The following is a 19776-nucleotide window of genomic DNA, read 5'->3' as shown; positions in this document are numbered from 1 at the left end:
ATCTTTATATCCATGGTTTCGATGCAGACCGAAACCATCATAAAGGCGCTGGCGGACCCTACGCGGCTGCGCATCATGCGCTTGCTCGCCGCGATGGAGCTGGCGGTTGGTGAGCTGGCGCAAGTGCTCCAGCAGAGCCAGCCGCGCGTCTCGCGCCACGTCGGCATTTTGTACGATGCAGGTTTGGCTGAGCGTCGGCGTGAAGGCAGCTGGGTATTCCTGCATGCGCTAAGCACCTCGGGTGAGCATGCGCCGCTGACGCGCGCTATCATCGGGCTGCTTGAAATAGCCGAGCGGGAAGATCCGGTATTTGCGCGTCAATGCCTCGATGATCGTCGCAAGCTCTCCGCGATCCGCTCTGCCCGCGAAGACGCAGCGCAGGCTTACTTCAAACGGCACGCCGGTGAATGGGACGAGCTTCGCCAATTGCATAGCCCGGACAAGCAAGTGGAGCAAGCGCTTGCGACAGCGTTAGGCGATGCGCCGGTGGGTGACCTGCTCGATATCGGGACGGGGACCGGCCGGGTTGCCGAACTGCTTGCCGATCACGCATCGCGTGTGGTGGCCCTCGACAAGAGTCTGGAGATGCTCAAGCTGGCACGCGCAAAGCTGCAGCATTTGCCGACAGACAAGATCGAGCTGGTTCAAGGGGACTTCACTGACTTGCCGTTCGGCGAAGCGCAGTTTGACACGGTATTGCTGCATCAAGTGCTGCATTTCGCGCAAGAGCCGGAGCTTGTGTTGCAGGAGGCCGCGCGGGTCACGCGTCCCGGCGGACGGATCGCGATTGTCGACTTTGCTGCGCACAGCCGCGAAGAACTGCGCACCCGACATGCCCACGCGCGGCTTGGCTTTGCAGATGGCCAGCTCAGGCAGATGCTTCGCGATGCGGGCTACACAGCAAAGCCGCCGGTGGCGCTTGAAGGCGGGGAACTGGTTGTCAAAATCTGGATTGGTGAGCGCAAAGGCGCGCCGGCAGGCCAATCGAAAACGAAGGAATCTCTGGCATGAGCCCGACGCTCGATCAAATGCACGAAGCGCGCACCGCGCTCGACAGCCCGCTGTTCAAAGGGTTGCCAGGCGATATCGAAGTGTCGTTCGAATTCTTTCCGCCCAAGACGGAGAAGATGGGCGAAACGCTATGGCAGAGTGTTGAAACGCTGAAGCCGCTTGGTCCGCGGTTCGCGTCGGTCACTTATGGCGCAGGCGGGTCGACCCGCACCCGCACGCATGAGCAAGTCGTACGAATTCAGAACGAAGCAGGCATTCCGGCTGCTGCGCACCTCACTTGCGTCGCCGCGACCAAGGAAGAGGTCAACGAAGTCGCACGCCATTATTGGGAGAGCGGTATCCGCCATATCGTCGCGCTACGCGGCGATTCGCCCGAGGGTGGCGGACATTATACCCCGCATCCTGGCGGCTATGCCAATGCAGTGGAACTGATCGCAGGTCTGAAGGAAGTGGCCGATTTCGAGATTTCGGTAGCGGCTTACCCCGAAGTTCACCCGGACAGCCCCGATGCGCAAAGCGACCTTGACAACCTGAAGGCCAAGTTTGATGCAGGTGCGACCCGCGCGATCACGCAGTTCTTCTTCAACACGCGCTGTTTCTTCGAATTTCGTGACAAGGCAGCTGCTGCTGGCATCAATGGCGAAATCGTGCCCGGCATCATGCCCGTAATCAGCTTTGCCGCTGTCCAGCGGATGAGTGGCCTTTGCGGCACCGAGATCCCGCATTGGATGGAGGGACTTTTCGAAGGGCTGGATGACCGGCCCGAAGCGCGCCAGCTGGTGAGCGCAACCATCGCCGCTGAACTGTGCCGCCGGCTTTATGCGGGTGGCGTGCGCCAGTTCCATTTCTACACATTGAACCGGGCAGAGCTAAGCTATGCGATCTGCCACATGCTGGGCATGCGCCCTAAAGGCGGTTCATGATGGCCAGCGCGCGCGAGAAGTTGCAGACAGCTGCGGCGGAAAGCATCCTGATCAAGGATGGCCCCTATGGCACGGCGATCCAGAACGCGAAGCTCACGGCAGAAAAATACGCAGGCAACACCGGACTGACGCAGGACCAGAAGGGCAATAATGACCTTGTGAACCTGACACAGCCGCAAGTGATTCGTTCGATCTGTGATCAGTATATCGCTTCTGGTGCAACCGTGCTCGCGACGAATACATTCAACGCCAATCGCATCAGCCAGGCGGACTATGGCGCGGAAGGCCTAGTTCGCGAGATCAATATCTCTGCCGCAAGGATCATCCGCGAAACCTGTGATGAGGCGACGGCAAAGGACGGCAAGCCACGCTTTGTGTGCGGCGCAATGGGGCCGACTAACAAGACCCTGTCGCTCTCGCCCAATGTCGAAGACCCGGGCTTTCGCGAAGTCACCTTTGACGAAGTGAAGGACGTCTACCGTGAACAGGCCGCTGCACTGATCGAAGGTGGCGCGGACTTTATCCTGATTGAGACGGTTTTCGACACGCTCAACTGCAAAGCCGCGATCATGGCGGTGAAAGAGCTGGAGGCAGAGCGCGGCGAAGACATACCGCTGATGATTTCGCTCACGCTGACAGACCTGTCCGGACGCAACCTGTCGGGGCACACGGTAGAGGCATTCTGGTATGCGGTGCGGCACGCAAAGCCTGTGACAATTGGCCTCAATTGCAGCTTCGGCGCTGAACAGTTGCGCCCGCATGTGAAGCTATTGTCCGGCATCGCAGATACGCTTCTGATGGCTTATCCCAATGCGGGCTTGCCTAATGAGCTGGGCGAATATGACGAGCTTCCTGACACAACCGCCAGCCTCGTTCGCCAATGGGCCGACAGCGGCCAGGTCAACATTCTTGGCGGTTGTTGCGGGAATACGCCTCAACATATCGGCGCCATGGCGAAGGCGGTTGAAGGGCTGGCCCCGCGCGAAGTGCCTAAGCTTAAGTCCGAAATGCGCCTTGCCGGCCTTGAACCTTTTACGATTGCTGCCTGATGACTGAAATCACAACCGCCCGTTTCGTCAATATCGGCGAACGCACCAATGTGACCGGCTCTGCCCGGTTCAAGAAGCTGATCATGGCGGGCGATTACACCTCCGCCGTGGAGGTGGCGCGCCAGCAGGTGGAGAACGGCGCGCAAGTGATCGACGTTAACATGGACGAAGGCCTGCTCGACGCGACCCTCGCCATGACAACTTTCCTCAAGTTGATCTCTGCCGAACCGGATATCGCGCGGGTGCCGGTCATGGTCGACAGTTCCAAATGGGAAGTGATCGAGGCGGGCCTCAAATGCGTGTCAGGCAAGCCGATCGTCAACTCGATTTCGATGAAGGAAGGCGAGGAGGAATTTCTCAAACATGCACGGTTGTGCATGGCATATGGTGCCGCGGCGGTTGTGATGGCCTTCGACGAAACGGGGCAGGCCGATACCAAGGATCGCAAGGTCGAGATTTGCTCGCGTGCCTATAAACTGTTGACCGGGATAGGTTTTCCGCCGGAAGATATCATCTTTGACCCGAATATCTTCGCGGTCGCAACGGGCATTGAGGAGCATGACCGCTACGGCCTCGATTTCATTGAAGCTGTGCAGGAAATCAAGGCCAATTGCCCACATGCGAAGACGTCTGGCGGGCTATCGAACCTGTCGTTCAGCTTCCGTGGCAATGAGACTGTGCGCCGCGCGATGCATTCGGTCTTCCTTTATCACGCGATCCCCGCCGGGCTCGACATGGCGATCGTCAATGCGGGCCAGCTCGATATCTATGATGATATCGACGCGGAACTGCGCGAGGCATGCGAAGACGTGACCCTGATGCGCAGGCCGGACGCAACCGAGCGGTTGATCGACCTTGCGGAGAGCTACAAGGGCAAGTCTGTCGCCGATGAAAAGGCGGCAGAAGAATGGCGCGGTTGGGCGGTCGAGAGGCGGCTTGAGCATGCGCTGGTCAAGGGCATTGATGCTCATGTCGTCGACGACACCGAGGAAGCGCGCGCCGCGCTAGCGGCCAATGGTGGCCGCCCGATCGAAGTGATCGAAGGCCCGCTGATGGACGGAATGAATGTCGTCGGTGACCTGTTCGGCAGCGGCAAGATGTTCCTGCCGCAGGTGGTCAAATCAGCCCGCGTGATGAAGAAAGCGGTCGCGCATCTCATCCCCTTTATCGAGGCGGAGAAGGATTTGCTGCCCGAGGAGGAACGCAAGGCCAAGGGCAAGATCGTGATGGCGACGGTAAAGGGCGACGTTCACGATATCGGCAAGAACATCGTCGGCGTGGTATTGCAGTGCAATGGCTATGACGTGATTGATCTTGGCGTGATGGTGCCATGGCAAGACATTCTGAAATCGGCCAATGACAACAAGGCTGATATGATCGGTCTGTCGGGCCTGATCACGCCTTCGCTTGATGAAATGGTGACAGTTGCGGAAGAGATGAGCCGTAGCGAGTTCACCATGCCGCTTCTGATCGGCGGTGCGACCACCAGCAAGGTGCATACCGCGCTGCGGATTGATCCAGCCTATCCGGGCCCGGTCATCCACGTGCTCGACGCGAGCCGCGCGGTGGGCGTGGCATCAAAGCTGCTGTCCGACACGCAGCGCGATGAATTCGTTGATGAAACCGCGAAAGAATACACCAGGGTGCGCGATGCGCGCGCCGGCAAAACGCCCAGTGTTCTGCTGAGTCTGGAGGAGGCGCGCGCGAATTATTACGATGCCTATTTGAGCGATAAGCCAGCGCCCCCACTGCAGCCGGGCGTACATGTTTTCGACGATTGGGACCTGGCGGATCTGCGCGAGTATATCGACTGGACGCCGTTCTTTCGCGCATGGGAATTGCATGGCAATTATCCTGCCATCCTCGACGATGATGTGGTGGGCGAGACCGCGCGACAACTAAAGGCCGATGCGGATGCCATGCTCGACAAGATCGTGGCTGAGAAATGGCTGACCGCGCGCGGCGTTGCAGGATTCTGGCCCTGCGCAAGGGATGGTGACGACGTTACGATCCACCTGGTCAACCGTGAAGAGCATGTCGTGCTGCCTTTCCTGCGCCAGCAAGTGAAGAAGAGCCGTGACCGGGCGAACATGTGCCTGGCAGACTTTATCGATCCGGCGGGCGACTGGATTGGCGGCTTTGCGGTTGGCATTCACGGGATCGAGCCGCATTCGCAGCGCTTCCTTGCCGACAAGGACGATTATTCGGATATACTGCTGAAGGCTTTGGCAGACCGTTTTGCAGAAGCCTTTGCCGAGCGGCTGCATAAGCACACTCGCACCGATTTGTGGGGCTATGCACCGGATGAGCAGCTTGGCAATGAGGCATTGATCAAGGAACAATATCGCGGCATTCGCCCGGCGCCGGGGTATCCGGCGTGTCCGGATCACTCTTTGAAGCCGATTCTGTTCGAACTGCTTGATGCAGAGAAAAATGTCGGCCTGACGCTGACGGAAAACTTCGCCATGTATCCGACTGCGGCGGTAAGCGGCTTCTACTTTGGCCACCCCGAAGCCGAGTATTTCGGGGTCGCGCGGATCGGTCGCGATCAGTTGGAGGACTATGCGAAGCGGAGCGGGGTCGATATGGCGACAGCCGAACGATGGCTACGCCCGAACCTCGATTAAATACTGTCCAGCCAACGCTGGCGCACAGTTCGCGGCTGGCGATTGTCGGCGGCACATTGCTGGCAGCGTTATATGTGCTGGTCTGGTTGCTGGTTGAGACCAACCCAGCGCTCCTAACACAGCTGTGGTTCCTGCCGGGTGTCGGGGTGGTGGGCGCAATCATCGCCAATGCCAGCGGGACAGGCGGCGGGGTAGTGTTCGTCCCTGTATTCAACGCGATGCGCGATCTGGGCGCAATGGATCTCGACCCTTTGCGAGTCACAGCGGTCTCGATGGGCATTCAGGCATTCGGGATGAGCGTGGGCGCGCTGCGCTGGACCGACCGCCTCTATCACCAGAAGCCTCCCTCCGATCTAGAAGCTCAAACCCGCATGCGCGATTACTGGCTCGTATGTGGACTTGTTCTGCTCCTGTCTGTCCCCGCTCTGCTCGCTACGCAGCGCCTGTTTTCATTCGACGGGCAAGCGGTTTTGCTGGGCTACAAGAGCTTCTCGATCGTGCTGGGGGTCGCGCTCCTGATCGCGACGTGGACATTTAATCGCGACATCCCAGAGCGCACCCGGTTAGAGCCCGTCGATATCGCGATGCTTGCGCTGATCTCGATCCCTGGCGGCGCGATAACTGCGCTGTTCTCGGTCGGCATAGGCGAGCTGGTGGCGTTCTACCTTTTCCTGCGCCACTACCCCATTCTGCTAAGCGTCGGCACGGCCTGTGTGATCTCTGCAATCAGCGTCGCGGCAGGTCTTATTTGGCATGTCGATGCGGGCACTGTCCAATGGGAAGTCGTACTGCTCGCCGCACCGGGCGCGATGTTTGGCGCCTTCCTCGCGCGGCCAATTGCGCTGTGGCTGGGGCCCCGCAAGCTGAAGACCTTAGGCGCAATCTGGATCGTCGGGTCAGCACTATATCTGCTCTGGCCGAATTGGTAAGGGACTGACCATGTTCAGGAAAATCCTCGCAACTCCGCTTGTCGCACTGGCAACTTGTGCCAGCGCTCAAGAAGCTCTTCCGCCAGCACCAGCCACTGTGGTTGTCGCCTTTGACCGCGACAGCATCCGTCCGCTCATCGTCGAAGGCGAGGTGGATCGCGAGACAGGTCGCGCGGTCGAAGCGAATGATCCGGTGCGGATCGCCAGCATTTCCAAACTGATCATGGCGTTGGCGACATTGCGGCTGGTCGACGAGGGCAAGGTCGATCTGAACGCGGACGTCTCGGACTATTTGGGATGGCACCTACGCTCTCCAAATTTCCCCGATGCCAAGGTCACGCTTGCCCAATTGCTCAGCCACCGCTCCGGCCTGCGTGACAATGCAGGCTATGTGATTCCGCTGGGAGAGAGCCTGCAGGCAAAGCTGAGCGATCCCAAGGCTTGGTACGCCGACGCGCCACCCGGCGAAGCGCCGTTCGAATATGCCAATCTGGGCTCGCCAGTGGTGGCAACAGTGCTCGAAGCGGCGACAGGCGAACGCTTTGATCATATCATGGAGCGCACGATCTTCGCCCCGTTGGAGGTCGAGGCTTGCCTTAACTGGATCGGATGCAGCGAAGAGCAAATCGCGCGAGCCGTCGTGCTTTATCGCGACACCGGCGAAGTCGCGCGCGATGATGCGGCCGACCTGCCGCCCAATTGTACGATCCCGGTGGCGGAGGGCGTGAAATGCAGTCTCGACAATTACGTGCCAGGTACCAATGGCTCGATCTTCTCGCCGCAAGGCGGAGTTCGGATCGGGATGATGGACCTGGCGAAGATTGGGCAGGCCTTTCTGCCACTCAACTCGGAATTTCTCTCGGAATCGGCGCAGCATGAGATCGCCATGCACATTGTTTTCAATGCTCCAGTGAGACAGGAATTTTTTTGCGAATACGGCCTTGCAATGCACCAGATTGAGGTGTCGGACGTAGAGTGTCAGGACAGGCTATTCAGCGATGGACTTGCACGCATTGGTCATGCCGGCGAAGCTTATGGGTTGCGATCCGGACTGTGGTATTCGCGGGCTACCAACAAAGGCTTTGCCTATTTCACCACTGCCGTTCCCCCGCGCCAGTCGGCCGAGGATGAAGGCGGGTTCGACCCCCGCGAAATCGAGCTGATGGCCAAAGCGCAAGAGCTGATTGAAGCTGGCCGGTGAAAAACGCTGCACCGCACAATTGTGCGATTGACGCTCCCAAAGGAATCGCGCAGACCAATCGTGCTGCTGCAGAAGCGATTCTGTAGACACACCAGCGGGAGAGTTCGTGAAGCCCCTCAGGGCCAATCGGCGCCGAAGGAGCAACCACCCCGGAAACTCTCAGGCCCACGGACCGCAGTGTGATCGGCACTCTGGAAAGCGTTTCTGCGAGTTGCGGAAACCACCGAAGGGGAAGGCTCGGCAACAGCCGAGCTAAGCTCTCAGGTCACCCGACAGAGGGGGTGTGGAACATCGCTTCGTCTCGGAGCGTTGCACCTTCTGTGCGGGGACTGATTTTGAGCGAAGACGAAACATTCGAAGAATTGCCTTTGGAAAAGCTGCCGCTCGACGCCTGGCATCGTGCGCAGGGCGTGCGCATGGTGCCGTTCGCTGGCTATGAAATGCCGATCCAGTACACCGGCCCGTTCGGGGGCATCGTTGCGGAACATAATTGGACGCGGGAAAGCGCCAGTCTGTTCGATGTCTTCCATATGGGCCAGCTGACCGTCAGTGGCGAAAATGCCGGTGAAGAGCTGGAAAAGCTGCTGCCCGGCGCGATCACCAGCCTGAAAGCCGGGCGTATGCGGTATTCTCTGCTGTTGAATGAGGATGGCGGGATCATTGACGATCTGATGGTCACGAATACCGGCCCGCATTTTGCGCTGGTGGTGAATGGCGCGTGCAAATGGGATGATATCGCGCATCTGCGCGAGTATCTGCCTGATGAGATCACGCTGACCCATCACGATGATTATGGTTTGCTGGCTTTACAGGGACCCAAGGCTGGCGAAGTTCTTGAAGCGCTGCTGCACGGCACAGGTGCGCTCACCTTCATGACGGCCGGACTGTTCGAATGGGAAGGTACCTACCTCTGGGTTAGCCGCGCGGGCTATACTGGCGAGGATGGCTTCGAAATTTCCGTGCCTGCGACACATGTCGAGCAGCTTGCAGATGCGCTTGTTGCGGATGAACGCGTTAAGCCGGCAGGGCTGGGCGCGCGGGACTCTTTACGGCTGGAGGCGGGCCTGCCGCTTTACGGGCATGATCTGACCACTCAAACTGATCCGGTCAGTGCCGATCTGATCTTTGCGTTGACCAAGAAGCGTCGCGAGGCCGGCGGCTGGATGGGGCACGAAGCGCTTGTGCCGGTACTCGACGATGGCCCGGCAACCAAGCGCGTCGGGCTGAAGCTTGATGGCCGCATGCCCGCGCGCGAAGGCGCGGAAGTTTATTCCGGCGAAACCAAAGTCGGCACAGTCACCAGCGGCGGTTTTTCGCCCACGCTGGGGCAACCGATTGCGATGGCTTATGTCGATATCGCGCAGGCTGCTGAAGGCACCGTGCTCGAAATCGAAGTGCGGGGCAAGCGTTTGCCCGCGACCGTTTCACCCATGCCTTTTGTGCCGCATAATTACTACCGAGGGAGCTGATAGATGCCGCGTTATTTCACTGATGAACACGAATGGATCGACATCGAAGGCGACACCGCCACCGTCGGCATTACTGATTATGCTCAGGAACAGTTGGGTGACATTGTTTTCGTCGAACTGCCCGATGTGGGCGCGATGCTGGACAAGGCGGGCGATGCAGCCGTGGTCGAAAGTGTGAAAGCGGCAAGCGATGTCTACGCTCCGATCACCGGCGAAGTGACAGAAACCAATGGCGCGCTGGAAGATGATCCTGCGCTGGTCAATACCTCGCCAGAGGAAGACGGCTGGTTCTTCCGCATGACCATTGGCGACAAGTCCGAGCTTGAAGGGCTGATGGATGACAAGGGCTATAAGGCGTTTGTCGACGGCCTCTAAACCCCAAACGGGAATTGAATAGATGCGTTACCTACCCCTGACCGACGCCGATCGCGGCGAAATGCTTGCCAAAATCGGCGCTGGCACCATCGATGATCTGTTTGTCGATGTGCCAGAAGAAGCGCGGCTCGATGGCCCTATTCGCGGCTTGCCGATGCATGCCAGCGAAATGGCGGTCGAAAAGCATATGCGCAAATTGTCGAAGAAGAACCTGGCGGCAGCGGACGCGCCATTCTTCCTCGGGGCAGGGGCCTATCGCCACCACGTGCCATCCAGCGTCGATCAAATCATCCAGCGCGGCGAATTTCTGACGGCCTATACACCCTACCAGCCGGAAATCGCGCAAGGCACGCTGCAGATGCTGTTTGAATTTCAAACGCAGGTAGCGCGGCTGTATGGCTGTGCAGTGGCCAATGCGTCACTTTATGATGGATCGACGGCATGCTGGGAAGCGGTTGCGATGGCGAGCCGCATCACTCGCCGCGACCATGTGGTCCTGTCAGGCGCGCTGCACCCGCATTACGCCGAAGTCGTCAAGACGATGGCGAAGTTCACAAGTGACGAGATCGCCGGAGCAGAGCCTGCGATCCAGTCCACTCCGGACAACGCGGGGCTGATATCGCGCATTGATGATCAGACCAGCTGCGTGGTGGTGCAATATCCCGATATTCTGGGCCGCATCACGGATTTGTCTGAAGTAGCCGAAGCCGCGCACGCGAAGGGCGCTTTGCTGGTGGTTGTGAATACAGAACCGGTTGCTCTGGGTGCGATCAAGTCACCTGGAGAGATGGGCGCAGACATCGTTGTCGGTGAAGGTCAGGCGCTGGGCGTAGGGTTACAGTTCGGCGGGCCCTATCTGGGCCTCTTCGCCGTGCGCGATCCCAAACATGTTCGCCAGATGCCTGGGCGCCTGTGCGGTGAAACCGTTGATGCAGAGGGCAAGCGCGGGTTCGTGCTGACGCTCTCGACGCGTGAGCAGCACATCCGGCGCGAGAAAGCGACGTCCAACATTTGCACTAACTCTGGCCTGTGCGCGCTGGCATTCAATGTTCATATGACGTTGCTGGGTGAGAAGGGCCTGCGCCAACTGGCTGCGGAAAATCACCGGCTTGCCTGCCAGGCGGCTGACCGCTTGGCCAAGGTTCCCGGCGTGTCCGTGCTCAACGACAATTACTTCAACGAATTCACGCTGATGGTGGGGCAGGATGCGCGTGAAGTGGTGCACAAGCTGGCAGCCAAGGGTGTGCTGGGCGGCGTGTCGCTTGGGCGGCTTTATCCGGGCGTAGATCGCTTGTCCGAAGGCCTGCTGGTGGCAGTGACGGAGACCACGAGCGAGGAGGATATCGAGGCCCTGACCAATGCTCTTGAGGAGGTGTTGTCATGAACGCGACCACCAAAACCCCCAATGCATCGGGCTGGAAGCCTGAAATGACGCCAGCGAGCGAAGACGGGCTGCACGCCAAAGGTTATTGGGGCCCAGCAACGGCTACCGGAAATCGCGCCTTGATGCTGGAAGAACCGCTGCTGTTTGAAATCGGCCGCACCAATGTGACCGGCGTTGATCTGCCGGAAGTGAACACGGATGCGCCAAACCGTTTGGGCGGTCTGGAGCGTGCAGAACCGATTGGTCTGCCCGGTCTGACAGAACCGGAAACCGTGCGACATTACACGCGCCTCAGCCGCCAGAATTACGGCATCGATCTGGGCTTCTTCCCGCTGGGCAGCTGCACGATGAAGCACAACCCGCGGCTGAATGAGAAAGTGGCGCGGATGCCCGGCTTTGCGGATGTCCATCCGTTGCAACCGCGCGAAACGGTGCAAGGTGCGTTCGAAGTCATCAACGAGTTGGCACATTGGCTGATCACGCTCACGGGTATGCATGGCGTGGCGATGAGCCCAAAGGCAGGCGCGCATGGCGAATTGTGTGGCATCCTGTGTATCCGTGCCGCGCTGGAAGCACGTGGCGATGCGCGTGAAGTGGTGCTGGTGCCGGAAAGCGCGCATGGCACCAATCCGGCGACAGCTGCCTTTGCCGGGTACCGGGTAGAGAATATCCCCGCGACGGATGAAGGCCGGGTGGATCTGGAGGCGCTCAAGGCGCGGCTTGGCCCTGATGTGGCCGCGGTGATGATCACCAATCCGAATACTTGCGGCTTGTTCGAACGCGACATGAAGAAGATTTCTGACGCAGTCCATGAAGCGGGCGGCTTCGTTTATTGCGACGGTGCAAACTTCAATGCGATCGTTGGGAAGGTGCGCCCGGGCGATCTTGGCGTCGATGCGATGCACATCAATCTGCACAAGACATTCTCCACCCCGCATGGCGGCGGCGGACCAGGCTCAGGCCCGGTGGTCTTGTCAGAGGCGCTCAGCCCCTTCGGCCCGCTCCCTTACACAGCGCGCACCGCAGACGGCGTGGTGCATCTGGTCGAGGAAGAAAGCGCAGACGCGTTTTCCAAAGAACATTTCGGCGGGGTGATGCAAAGCTTTGGCCGGATGACTGCGTTTCACGGCCAGATGGGCATGTTCACGCGCGCGCTGACCTATATGCTCAGCCACGGTGCAGACGGTTTGCGGCAGGTGGCAGAAGACGCCGTGCTCAACGCCAACTACATTCTGCGCAGCATGGAAGACATCCTCCATGCGCCTTACGCGGCAAGTGGGCCCTGCATGCATGAAGCATTGTTCGGAGACAGAGATTTTGGCGGCGATCTATCAACGCTTGATCTCGCGAAATCCATGATCGATGAAGGGTATCACCCGATGACGGTGTATTTCCCGCTTGTATTGCACGGCGCCATGCTGGTCGAACCAACCGAGACTGAAAGCAAGGCAACGCTGGATCAGTTCATCGCGGCCTTCCGTTCGCTGGTCGAACGTGCGAACGCGGGCGACGAGGCAATGAAGCAAGCGCCTTACTATGCGCCGCGCCGCAGGCTTGATGAAACGCAGGCTGCGCGCAAACCAAATTTGGCGTGGGCAGAACCTGAAGACGATTGATCAGTCGCGTAGCACAGCGGGAGTGCTTGTCGCGGCCTCTGGCGGCGGCACAGTTTCCTCCGGGTGCGGATCAATCCGGATGCGGATCTGCTGAAGGTTGAGGATCGTAACGTAGAAGCCGATCACAGCAAGCGAGCTAGACCCCAGCACTGCCATGGCGGCACCCTTCGCGCCATTCCAGTCGATCGCTGCATCAAGCAGAACCAGCGCCAACACCGTCGGCACTGCCCGCACGAGAAAGGCGGTATGCGCCTTGCCAGCGCTGACCAGCAGCGATTCCAGGCTCGCGCCGACCAGTTCAACCGCACCTGCGATCGCGAGGATTACCATCGCCCAATAAAAGCCCGCGAACTCAGCCCCCGCTATTGCCGTAAGGCCCCAACGACCAGCGAACAGCGCCACCATCACGGCAAGAAACCCGCCGATCAGTGCGATGTTCGCCATTCGGCGGGCCATCTGCAGGGCTTCGTCCTTTGCATGTACCAGCTCGGGATAGATCGCTTTGGATACAGTTTGCGCAAGCACAACCAAAGCCTGGCCCAACTGGCTTGCGACGCGGAAGCCACCAGCAAGTGCCTCGCCGCCTATGGAGCCAACCATCAGGATCATGACTTGCTTTCCGGCGATGGACAGAGAGCCGGACATATTGGTCGACCAGACAAAGCGCCATGCATCGGGATGCGCGGAAGGAATGCGTCTAAGGCTAACGCGCGACAGGTCGATCCTCTCGTCGCGTGCAGCAATTATCCAGAGTGCCAGCGCAACTGCCACTTCGGATGCAGCCCAGGCGAGCACAAACCCTGTTACATTCGGCATGAAGAACAAAGCCAGGATCGCGCCGGCCGCCCGGATTGCTGGCTGCACTGCTTCGGCTGCGGTCGCTTTGGCAAATTTGAACCTTAGGCGCAGCAACCCGGTGGGCGTCGTGCGGATAGAAAGGAGCGAGATGACACAATAGCCGAAAGTTAGCCACAGCAGTTCATCGGGCAGGGGCAGCCACAACTGCGCCGTCCAGACCAGTATCGCGGCCGCCACTGTACCCATCACGACGGACATCAGATCAAGCGCGATGGCAAACCCGGTTGCATCTGCAGGCCCGCTGCCATTCGCTCCCCACCTGACAACAAATTGCCAGGTCTGGAAATTGGCGAGACCTGTGACTGTCTGTCCCAATGCGATGATAATCGCGAAGTAGCCAAAGCCCTCTAGTCCAAGTGTGCGTGTGGCTATAGCGAGATAGACAAGGCTCATCACGGCGTTGAAGCCGCGCCCGCCCAGTAACCAGCCAATATTCTGCCAGAGACGTTTCATAATGCGCGCCGGGCCTAACCCGCGGCGCCTTCGCGTTTTTTCAGCAGCCGTTCGGTCACTTCGAATGTACGCTCATTGTCGACATCGATCGCGAATTCGCCGTTGGACATGACAATCGGCACCAGCTTGAAGCCAAAACGGTTGGAGACCTGCTCGAAAATCTTCTCTTTGCTGCCCCAACCGAAGTAAAACCGGATCAGGTTCATCAGGCCGAACGCCTTGGCGATGCGTTTAGGGAACTTTACGAACTGTCCGCCTTCGCGCATGATCTCTGCTGCGCTAAGCGCCTCCTCGCTGCCCATCCAATAGGTGTTGCAGTTGGAATAGCCGCCGTCAGTGAATTCGTAGAATTTCTTCTGGCCTTCGGGATCGGCCGCTTGCACATCCTGCTTGCGCGCAAGCGCAGCTGCTGCACCCGCATCCGCCGCCAACGCCTTGTCGATGAACTCTGCATAGCCGTCTGACGTAACCAGGCAATTGTCCGCGGTTGTAATCATCAGCGGGAAGCTGGCGCCTTCCGCCCCTGAGAACACGCTGTCGACGATGTTGAACTTGCCTTCTTTGAAGTGCAGCCTGCCTTCCGCGGTCAGCATTTGCGCGGTGGGCAAAGCTTTGATCTCGTCTGCTTCGTGCGCAACGATATGGATCGCGCCGATCCGGTCACATCCGGCAACCTCTTTCAGCACGCGCTCGACCATGGGTACGCCCAGCACAGGCGCGACACACTTTTGCGATACGCCGGCCCGGGTCGCCAAGGGGTCCATAATGCCGGAACGCTTGCCGGCCATGATAAGTGCTGTGATTTTTCCGTCCATGGGCAGGCAAATAGTCCCGAATTGCCAGAACGCAAACTCTTGTCATGCGAAGATGAGCCGTGCAGCAGGTGCAGCGATGCGCATTATCTTGTCTCGCAAGGGTTTTGATAGCGGCTCGGGAGGTGGCCCGTCGCCGATTGTGGCCGGTCGGCCTGTGACATTGCCGATTCCCGCGGGGGCTGCTTCGCGTACTACTTACGGGGATCTAGGCTTGGGCGAACATGCCGCTCGCTCAAGTCGGGGGAAGCTTGATGCGGATGACCCATGTCATCACGATCCGATGTTCACTGACGCGGGAGAGTGCCTGTTCGGGCAATGCGGTGCGGCGCAAACGCATCTGGAACGCCAAGGCGTGGGTTTAGGCGATGTGTTCCTGTTTTTCGGGCTATTCCGAGACTGGGATCATGGCGGCAAGCCGCATCACCGCATCTTCGCCTATCTTGAAGTCGAAGAGGTAATCCCGCTTGCCGACGGCCCACCGCAAAAGCTCGCTGATCTGGCGCATCCCCACGCGCTGGCGATGCATCACAAGAATGATGTGATCTATCGCGGGCCGGGTGTGCAGGCATCGCGCGCATGCGATGCCTTGCAGCTAACCGTTCCCGGCGGTCCGGTGACGCTGTGGGACAGGCCCGAATGGCTCAAGCGCGGCGGGCTAAGTTACCACGACAGGCCCGATCGCTGGCTGCGCGGCGGCAAGTTGCGCAGTGTCGCGCGCGGTCAGGAATTCGTCGCCGATATCGGGCGCAGATCTGCACCGCGCGAATGGCTCGCGCGAATTCTGGACGAAATCCGAAGGAAATGACTAGAGCGTCTTGATGACGCCGGAGAAATCAACCGAACCGTTCTGCTCAGCAAAGGCTTCGTAGATTTCCTGGGCATGGCGGCCCAGCGCGGTGGTTGCACCTGCGCTTTCCGCCGCCTCCATCGCCAGCTTCAGGTCTTTCAGCATCAGCACGGTGGCAAATCCGCCCTGATAGTCATTGTCACTCGGGCTTTGCGGGCCAACCCCCGGTACCGGGCAATAGCTGGTCATTGACCAGTTCTGGCCCGAAGATACGCTGGAAATGTCATAGAAAGTCTGCGCGTCAAGGCCCAGTTTCTCCGCCATGGAGAAGGCTTCACACGTGCCGATCATATGGATCGCGAGCAGCATGTTGTTGCAGATTTTCGCGGCCTGACCATTGCCGATACCGCCGGCGTGGATCACGGCCTTACCCATCGCTTCAAGCACCGGCTTGGCTGCCTCAAAGGCGTGGATTTCTCCGCCGACCATGAAGGTCAGCGTGCCGGCATTCGCCGCCGCGATGCCGCCAGAAACGGGTGCATCGACAATCTTGTAGCCTTCTGCGTGTGCCGCATCGGCAACTTCGCGCGCAGTGGCGACATCGATGGTCGAACAATCGATCAGCGTTGCGGCATGCGGCGTGTGGCCGATAACGTCGCTGGTGTAGACCGATTTTACGATGGCCCCGTTGGGCAGCATGGAGACAACCGCTTGGGCGTCTTTCACAGCATCGCGGACATTGGTGAAGGTTTCGCAGCCAGCTTCCTTGGCGCGGGCCAGCGCATCCTTGGACAGATCGAACGCGCGGACGTGGTGCCCGGCTTTCACAAGATTTGCGGCCATCCCGCCGCCCATATTGCCGAGGCCAATAAATGCGATTTTCATGTGTCTCTCCTTTGGGGGCTTGGTTCAATCCAAGACTAGCGCCCCTTCCACTGGCCTTCGCGCTTCTCGATAAAGGCGGCCATGCCTTCGGCCTTGTCTTCGCTCGCGGTCAGGATCTGGAAGATACGGCGCTCAACAATCAGCCCCTGATCCAGCGTCATTTCGAAAGCCGAATTGACCATTTCCTTGTTCGCGATGGTCGCCATAGGAGGCATGCTGGCAATGGTCGCAGCGGTCTTGAGCACGTCTGCGATCAAATCCGCCTGAGGCACAACACGCACGATCAGGTTCGACCGCTCGGCTTCCTCGGCGCTCATCATCCGGCCGGTCAGACACATTTCCATGCTCTTTGACTTGCCGATTGCGCGCGTCAGCCGCTGCGAACCGCCCATGCCCGGGGCTACGCCCAGTTTGATCTCCGGCTGACCGAATTTGGCATTGTCCGATGCGATGATGAAGTCTGCCATCATCGCCAGCTCGCATCCGCCGCCCAGTGCAAAGCCATTGACCGCAGCAATCCACGGCTTGCGGGTCTTCTTAACGATCTCGCTGGTCCAGGGCGAAAAGAAATCGTCGAGATAGAAATCGGCCGCCGCTTTCTCGCTCATTTCCTTGATGTCCGCGCCTGCCGCGAAGGCTTTCTCGCCGGAGCCTGTCAGGATGGCGCATAGCTGGCTCTCGTCTGCCTGATAGTCGGCGAAGGCTTCGATCAGCTCTTCCAGCACCTTGGAATTGAGCGCGTTCAGTGCCTGCGGACGGTTGATCGTCAGCAGCGTGACACCTTTGGTGCCGTGGGCATCTTTTTCGGCGGTGATGGTTTCGTAGGTCATAGGGGTTTCCATTCCTCATCGGCAGGCAAGGGCGCGAAAATCTGATCGATCAGCTCGTCACTCACGCCTTCAGGAGTAGCGGGATCCCACTCGGGATCATGCGTTTTCTCAACGATTACCGCGCGCACGCCTTCAGCAAAATCGGGGCGGGTCAGCACGCGCGAAGCGATGCGATATTCCATCGCCATATTGTCGGCAAAATCAGTCAGCTTCTCGCTTTCAGCCAACTGGCGCAGCGCGACCTTGCAGGTCTGCGGGCTTTTGGTGCCCAGCGTGCGGCGTTCCTTCGCCGCCCATTCGCTTTCATCGGCGTCTAGCGAAGCAAGTATGTCTTCATAGCGATCCGATGCGAAATGTTTGGCGATCTTGTCCGCATTGCCTGCGATACGGGCTTCGGGTGTTGGCGCAGATAACTCGCCGAGAATCCCGGCGATGCGTTCGGGATGTTCTGCGATCCGGGCCTTGGCTTCTTCCAGCTTTTCGGTTGGCAGGTAATGGGTCGCGAGGCCGGTCCAAAGGCATTCTGCCCCATCCAGCCGTGCGCCGGTGAGTGCTAGGAACTGTCCCAAACGCCCACCCAGTCGCGAGAGATACCAGCCGCCGCCAACGTCGGGGAACAGGCCGATGCCCGTTTCCGGCATGGCGAAACGCGTTTTCTCCGTCGCGACACGGAATTTGCAGGGCTGTGAAATGCCAACACCGCCGCCCATGGTGATGCCGTCCATGAACGCCACGATCGGCTTTTCATAGGTGAACATCTGATGGTTCAATTGATACTCGTCATGGAAGAACTTGCGGCCCGAAACTCCACCATCATTCAAAGCGCTTTCGCGCAGCAGGTTGATATCGCCACCCGCGCAAAACCCGCGCCCCTCGGCATGGTCGAGGATCGCAGCTTTCACCGCGTCGTCGCTCGCCCACGCGGTTAGCGCCGAGCTCATCGCATGGCACATATCCAGAGTGAGCGAATGCAGCGCGTTGGGGCGATTGAGGGACAGTTTTCCTGCCGCCCCTTCAATAGATGTCAGCAATTCTTGAGTCATTGGTGTGTCAGATCCCGTCCTACGATCATCCGCATGACCTGATTGGTGCCCTCCAGGATCGAATGCACGCGCAAATCGCGCCAGAAGCGTTCGATCGGATATTCCTTCAGATAGCCATAACCGCCGAACAGTTGCAGCGCGTTGTTGACCACGTTGCTGCCGCTATCAGTCGCGAGCCGCTTGGCCATGGCGGAAAAGCGCGTCTTGTCCGGCGCATTCTCGGTCACTTTCGCCGCCGCGAGATAGAGCAGCGCGCGCGCCGCCTCCAGCTCGGTCGCCATGTCGGCCAGCATGAATTGTGTGTTCTGGAAATCGGCCACAGGCGTATCGAACTGCCTGCGTTCCTTGGTGTATTTCACCGCTTCGTCCAGGCAGCGTTGCGCGCCGCCCAGCGAACATGCGCCGATATTGATGCGCCCGCCATCCAATCCGGCCATGGCAAAGCGGAAGCCTTCGCCCTCTGCGCCAACGCGGTTGGCAACCGGAACGCGGCAATCCTCGAATATCAGCTGCGCTGTGGGCGAAGCATTCCAGCCAAGCTTCTTTTCAGGCTTGCCGAAGCTGAGGCCCGGCGTGTCTTTCTCGATCACAAGGCAGGTGATGCCCTTTGACTTGTGCTCTCCGGTGCGGACCATGACGACATAGATGTCGTTGAAGCCGCTGCCCGAGATAAATTGCTTGGTGCCATTTATGACATAGTGGTCGCCGTCCAGCACGGCGCTGGTCTTAAGGCCCGCTGCGTCCGAGCCTGAGCCGGGTTCCGTCAGCGCATAGCTGGCGATGTGTTCCATCGTCACCAGCTTGGGCAGGTAGCGTGCTTTCAGCTCGTCTCCGCCGAAGCGGTCGATCATCCATGCGGCCATATTGTGGATCGAGATATAGGCGCTGGTCGCGGGGCAGCCATAGGCCATGGCTTCCATGATCAGTGCGGCTTCAAGCCGGCCAAGGTTGATCCCGCCCGATTCCTCGGAAACGTAGATCGCGCCAAAGCCCAGTTCGCCCGTCTGCTGGATTACATCGCGCGGAAAGTGGCTCTTCTCGTCCCATTCGCCCGCGAAGGGTGTGATATTGTCTGCAGTGAAACGCTGCGCCATTTCCTGAATGGCGAGTTGGTCGTCAGTTAATGCAAATTGTCCTGTCATGGCGTGCGCAATAGCCCCTCTTGATCGCTTGGCAAAGCGTCCTGCTTTATAACGCTGCTTACCCGCAGCTGACTTCGGTTATCTTCATGTTGTCGTCATAGCGGACATTCACGCGATCCTGGCGATAATCCATCGTCCATGCGGTACGCGGGGGACCCCATCGCAGTGTGCGTGACCCGCTTTCGCGCAGAATGGCCGCGCCCATTTCCGCAGTCGCATCGTGGCCAACGTGATACTCCGCAGGCGCTACATCGCAGACATATTCTGCTGGCGCTGTGGTAACCTCTGGCGCGGGAGGCGCTGGTTCCGGGTCAGCATATCCAGCACAGGCAACCAACGGCAGAGCGAATAGTGGAGTCGCAATCAGTCTCATAGTTTC

At 59.2% G+C, this 19776-nt stretch carries 18 protein-coding genes and 2 riboswitches; of the genes, 11 read left to right on the top strand and 7 right to left on the bottom strand.

From position 1 onward, the window contains the following. Window positions 1-21: 21 nt before the first annotated feature. The 10 genes from QQX03_RS00520 to gcvPB all read left to right on the top strand — a co-directional run bounded on the left by QQX03_RS00520 (window position 22) and on the right by gcvPB (window position 12584). Window positions 22-1011, top strand: a complete 990-nt coding sequence (locus QQX03_RS00520) for an ArsR/SmtB family transcription factor (protein ID WP_285975944.1) — start codon at window positions 22-24, stop codon at window positions 1009-1011. Continuing rightward, window positions 1008-1934: a methylenetetrahydrofolate reductase [NAD(P)H] gene (metF, locus tag QQX03_RS00515; RefSeq protein ID WP_285975943.1), complete on the top strand. Its 927-nt coding sequence runs from the start codon at window positions 1008-1010 to the stop codon at window positions 1932-1934. The genes QQX03_RS00520 and metF overlap by 4 nt, the downstream gene beginning before the upstream one ends. Then, entirely contained in the window at window positions 1934-2983 is a 1050-nt protein-coding gene (locus QQX03_RS00510; RefSeq protein ID WP_285976918.1) for a homocysteine S-methyltransferase family protein, read from the top strand. Before metF ends, QQX03_RS00510 begins: the two co-directional genes overlap by 1 nt. Continuing rightward, the gene (metH, locus tag QQX03_RS00505) at window positions 2983-5610 is read left to right on the top strand and encodes a methionine synthase (protein ID WP_285975942.1); all 2628 of its coding nucleotides are present in this window, start codon (window positions 2983-2985) and stop codon (window positions 5608-5610) included. Before QQX03_RS00510 ends, metH begins: the two co-directional genes overlap by 1 nt. Continuing rightward, window positions 5586-6539, top strand: a complete 954-nt coding sequence (locus QQX03_RS00500; protein WP_285975941.1) for a sulfite exporter TauE/SafE family protein — start codon at window positions 5586-5588, stop codon at window positions 6537-6539. The genes metH and QQX03_RS00500 overlap by 25 nt, the downstream gene beginning before the upstream one ends. A 10-nt stretch (window positions 6540-6549) precedes the next feature. Continuing rightward, window positions 6550-7740 carry a serine hydrolase domain-containing protein gene (locus QQX03_RS00495; protein ID WP_285975940.1) on the top strand — a complete coding sequence of 397 codons (1191 nt, stop codon included), beginning with the start codon at window positions 6550-6552 and terminating at the stop codon, window positions 7738-7740. Window positions 7741-7824: 84 nt separating this feature from the next. Continuing rightward, window positions 7825-7925: riboswitch (glycine riboswitch) on the top strand. Beyond that, window positions 7926-8026: riboswitch (glycine riboswitch) on the top strand. Window positions 8027-8075: 49 nt separating this feature from the next. Then, a complete protein-coding gene (gcvT, locus tag QQX03_RS00490) occupies window positions 8076-9209 on the top strand; it encodes a glycine cleavage system aminomethyltransferase GcvT (protein ID WP_285975939.1) in 1134 nt (377 codons plus the stop codon). A 3-nt stretch (window positions 9210-9212) separates the two neighbouring features. Further along, window positions 9213-9584, top strand: a complete 372-nt coding sequence (gene gcvH, locus QQX03_RS00485; RefSeq protein WP_285975938.1) for a glycine cleavage system protein GcvH — start codon at window positions 9213-9215, stop codon at window positions 9582-9584. A 22-nt stretch (window positions 9585-9606) separates the two neighbouring features. Further along, window positions 9607-10968 (top strand): aminomethyl-transferring glycine dehydrogenase subunit GcvPA, encoded by a 1362-nt coding sequence (gcvPA, locus tag QQX03_RS00480; RefSeq protein ID WP_285975937.1) that lies wholly within the window; start codon window positions 9607-9609, stop codon window positions 10966-10968. Beyond that, window positions 10965-12584: an aminomethyl-transferring glycine dehydrogenase subunit GcvPB gene (gene gcvPB / locus QQX03_RS00475; RefSeq protein WP_285975936.1), complete on the top strand. Its 1620-nt coding sequence runs from the start codon at window positions 10965-10967 to the stop codon at window positions 12582-12584. Before gcvPA ends, gcvPB begins: the two co-directional genes overlap by 4 nt. Here the strand turns inward: gcvPB and QQX03_RS00470 are convergent, their stop codons facing one another. Both QQX03_RS00470 and QQX03_RS00465 read right to left on the bottom strand, forming a co-directional pair. Further along, window positions 12585-13895, bottom strand: a complete 1311-nt coding sequence (locus QQX03_RS00470) for a lipopolysaccharide biosynthesis protein (RefSeq protein WP_285975935.1) — start codon at window positions 13893-13895, stop codon at window positions 12585-12587. Between the two features lie 14 nt (window positions 13896-13909). Then, a complete protein-coding gene (locus tag QQX03_RS00465; protein ID WP_285975934.1) occupies window positions 13910-14710 on the bottom strand; it encodes an NTP transferase domain-containing protein in 801 nt (266 codons plus the stop codon). Window positions 14711-14762: 52 nt separating this feature from the next. Between QQX03_RS00465 and QQX03_RS00460 the strand changes: the two genes are divergently transcribed. Next, window positions 14763-15515, top strand: coding sequence for an Nmad3 family putative nucleotide modification protein (locus QQX03_RS00460; protein WP_285975933.1), 753 nt, complete (start codon window positions 14763-14765; stop codon window positions 15513-15515). Here QQX03_RS00460 and mmsB read toward each other — a convergent pair whose 3' ends face one another. The 5 genes from mmsB to QQX03_RS00435 are packed head-to-tail and all read right to left on the bottom strand — an operon-like array spanning window position 15516 to window position 19770. Then, window positions 15516-16382 (bottom strand): 3-hydroxyisobutyrate dehydrogenase, encoded by an 867-nt coding sequence (gene mmsB, locus QQX03_RS00455; RefSeq protein WP_285975932.1) that lies wholly within the window; start codon window positions 16380-16382, stop codon window positions 15516-15518. 35 nt (window positions 16383-16417) lie between these two features. Next, on the bottom strand, window positions 16418-17212 hold the full coding sequence (locus QQX03_RS00450; RefSeq protein WP_285975931.1) for an enoyl-CoA hydratase-related protein: 795 nt from the start codon (window positions 17210-17212) through the stop codon (window positions 16418-16420). Further along, window positions 17209-18255, bottom strand: coding sequence for an enoyl-CoA hydratase/isomerase family protein (locus QQX03_RS00445; RefSeq protein WP_285975930.1), 1047 nt, complete (start codon window positions 18253-18255; stop codon window positions 17209-17211). The genes QQX03_RS00450 and QQX03_RS00445 overlap by 4 nt, the downstream gene beginning before the upstream one ends. Then, window positions 18252-19397, bottom strand: coding sequence for an acyl-CoA dehydrogenase family protein (locus QQX03_RS00440; RefSeq protein ID WP_285975929.1), 1146 nt, complete (start codon window positions 19395-19397; stop codon window positions 18252-18254). The genes QQX03_RS00445 and QQX03_RS00440 overlap by 4 nt, the downstream gene beginning before the upstream one ends. Window positions 19398-19455: 58 nt before the next feature. Beyond that, window positions 19456-19770 (bottom strand): I78 family peptidase inhibitor, encoded by a 315-nt coding sequence (locus QQX03_RS00435; protein ID WP_285975928.1) that lies wholly within the window; start codon window positions 19768-19770, stop codon window positions 19456-19458. Between the last annotated feature and the right edge of the window lie 6 nt (window positions 19771-19776).

Origin of the sequence: Altererythrobacter rubellus (assembly GCF_030284385.1) — a bacterium.
GTDB classification, from domain to species: domain Bacteria; phylum Pseudomonadota; class Alphaproteobacteria; order Sphingomonadales; family Sphingomonadaceae; genus Erythrobacter; species Erythrobacter rubellus.
Note: the sequence above shows the minus strand (reverse complement) of the source record. Positions and strands in the feature narration are given on the sequence as shown.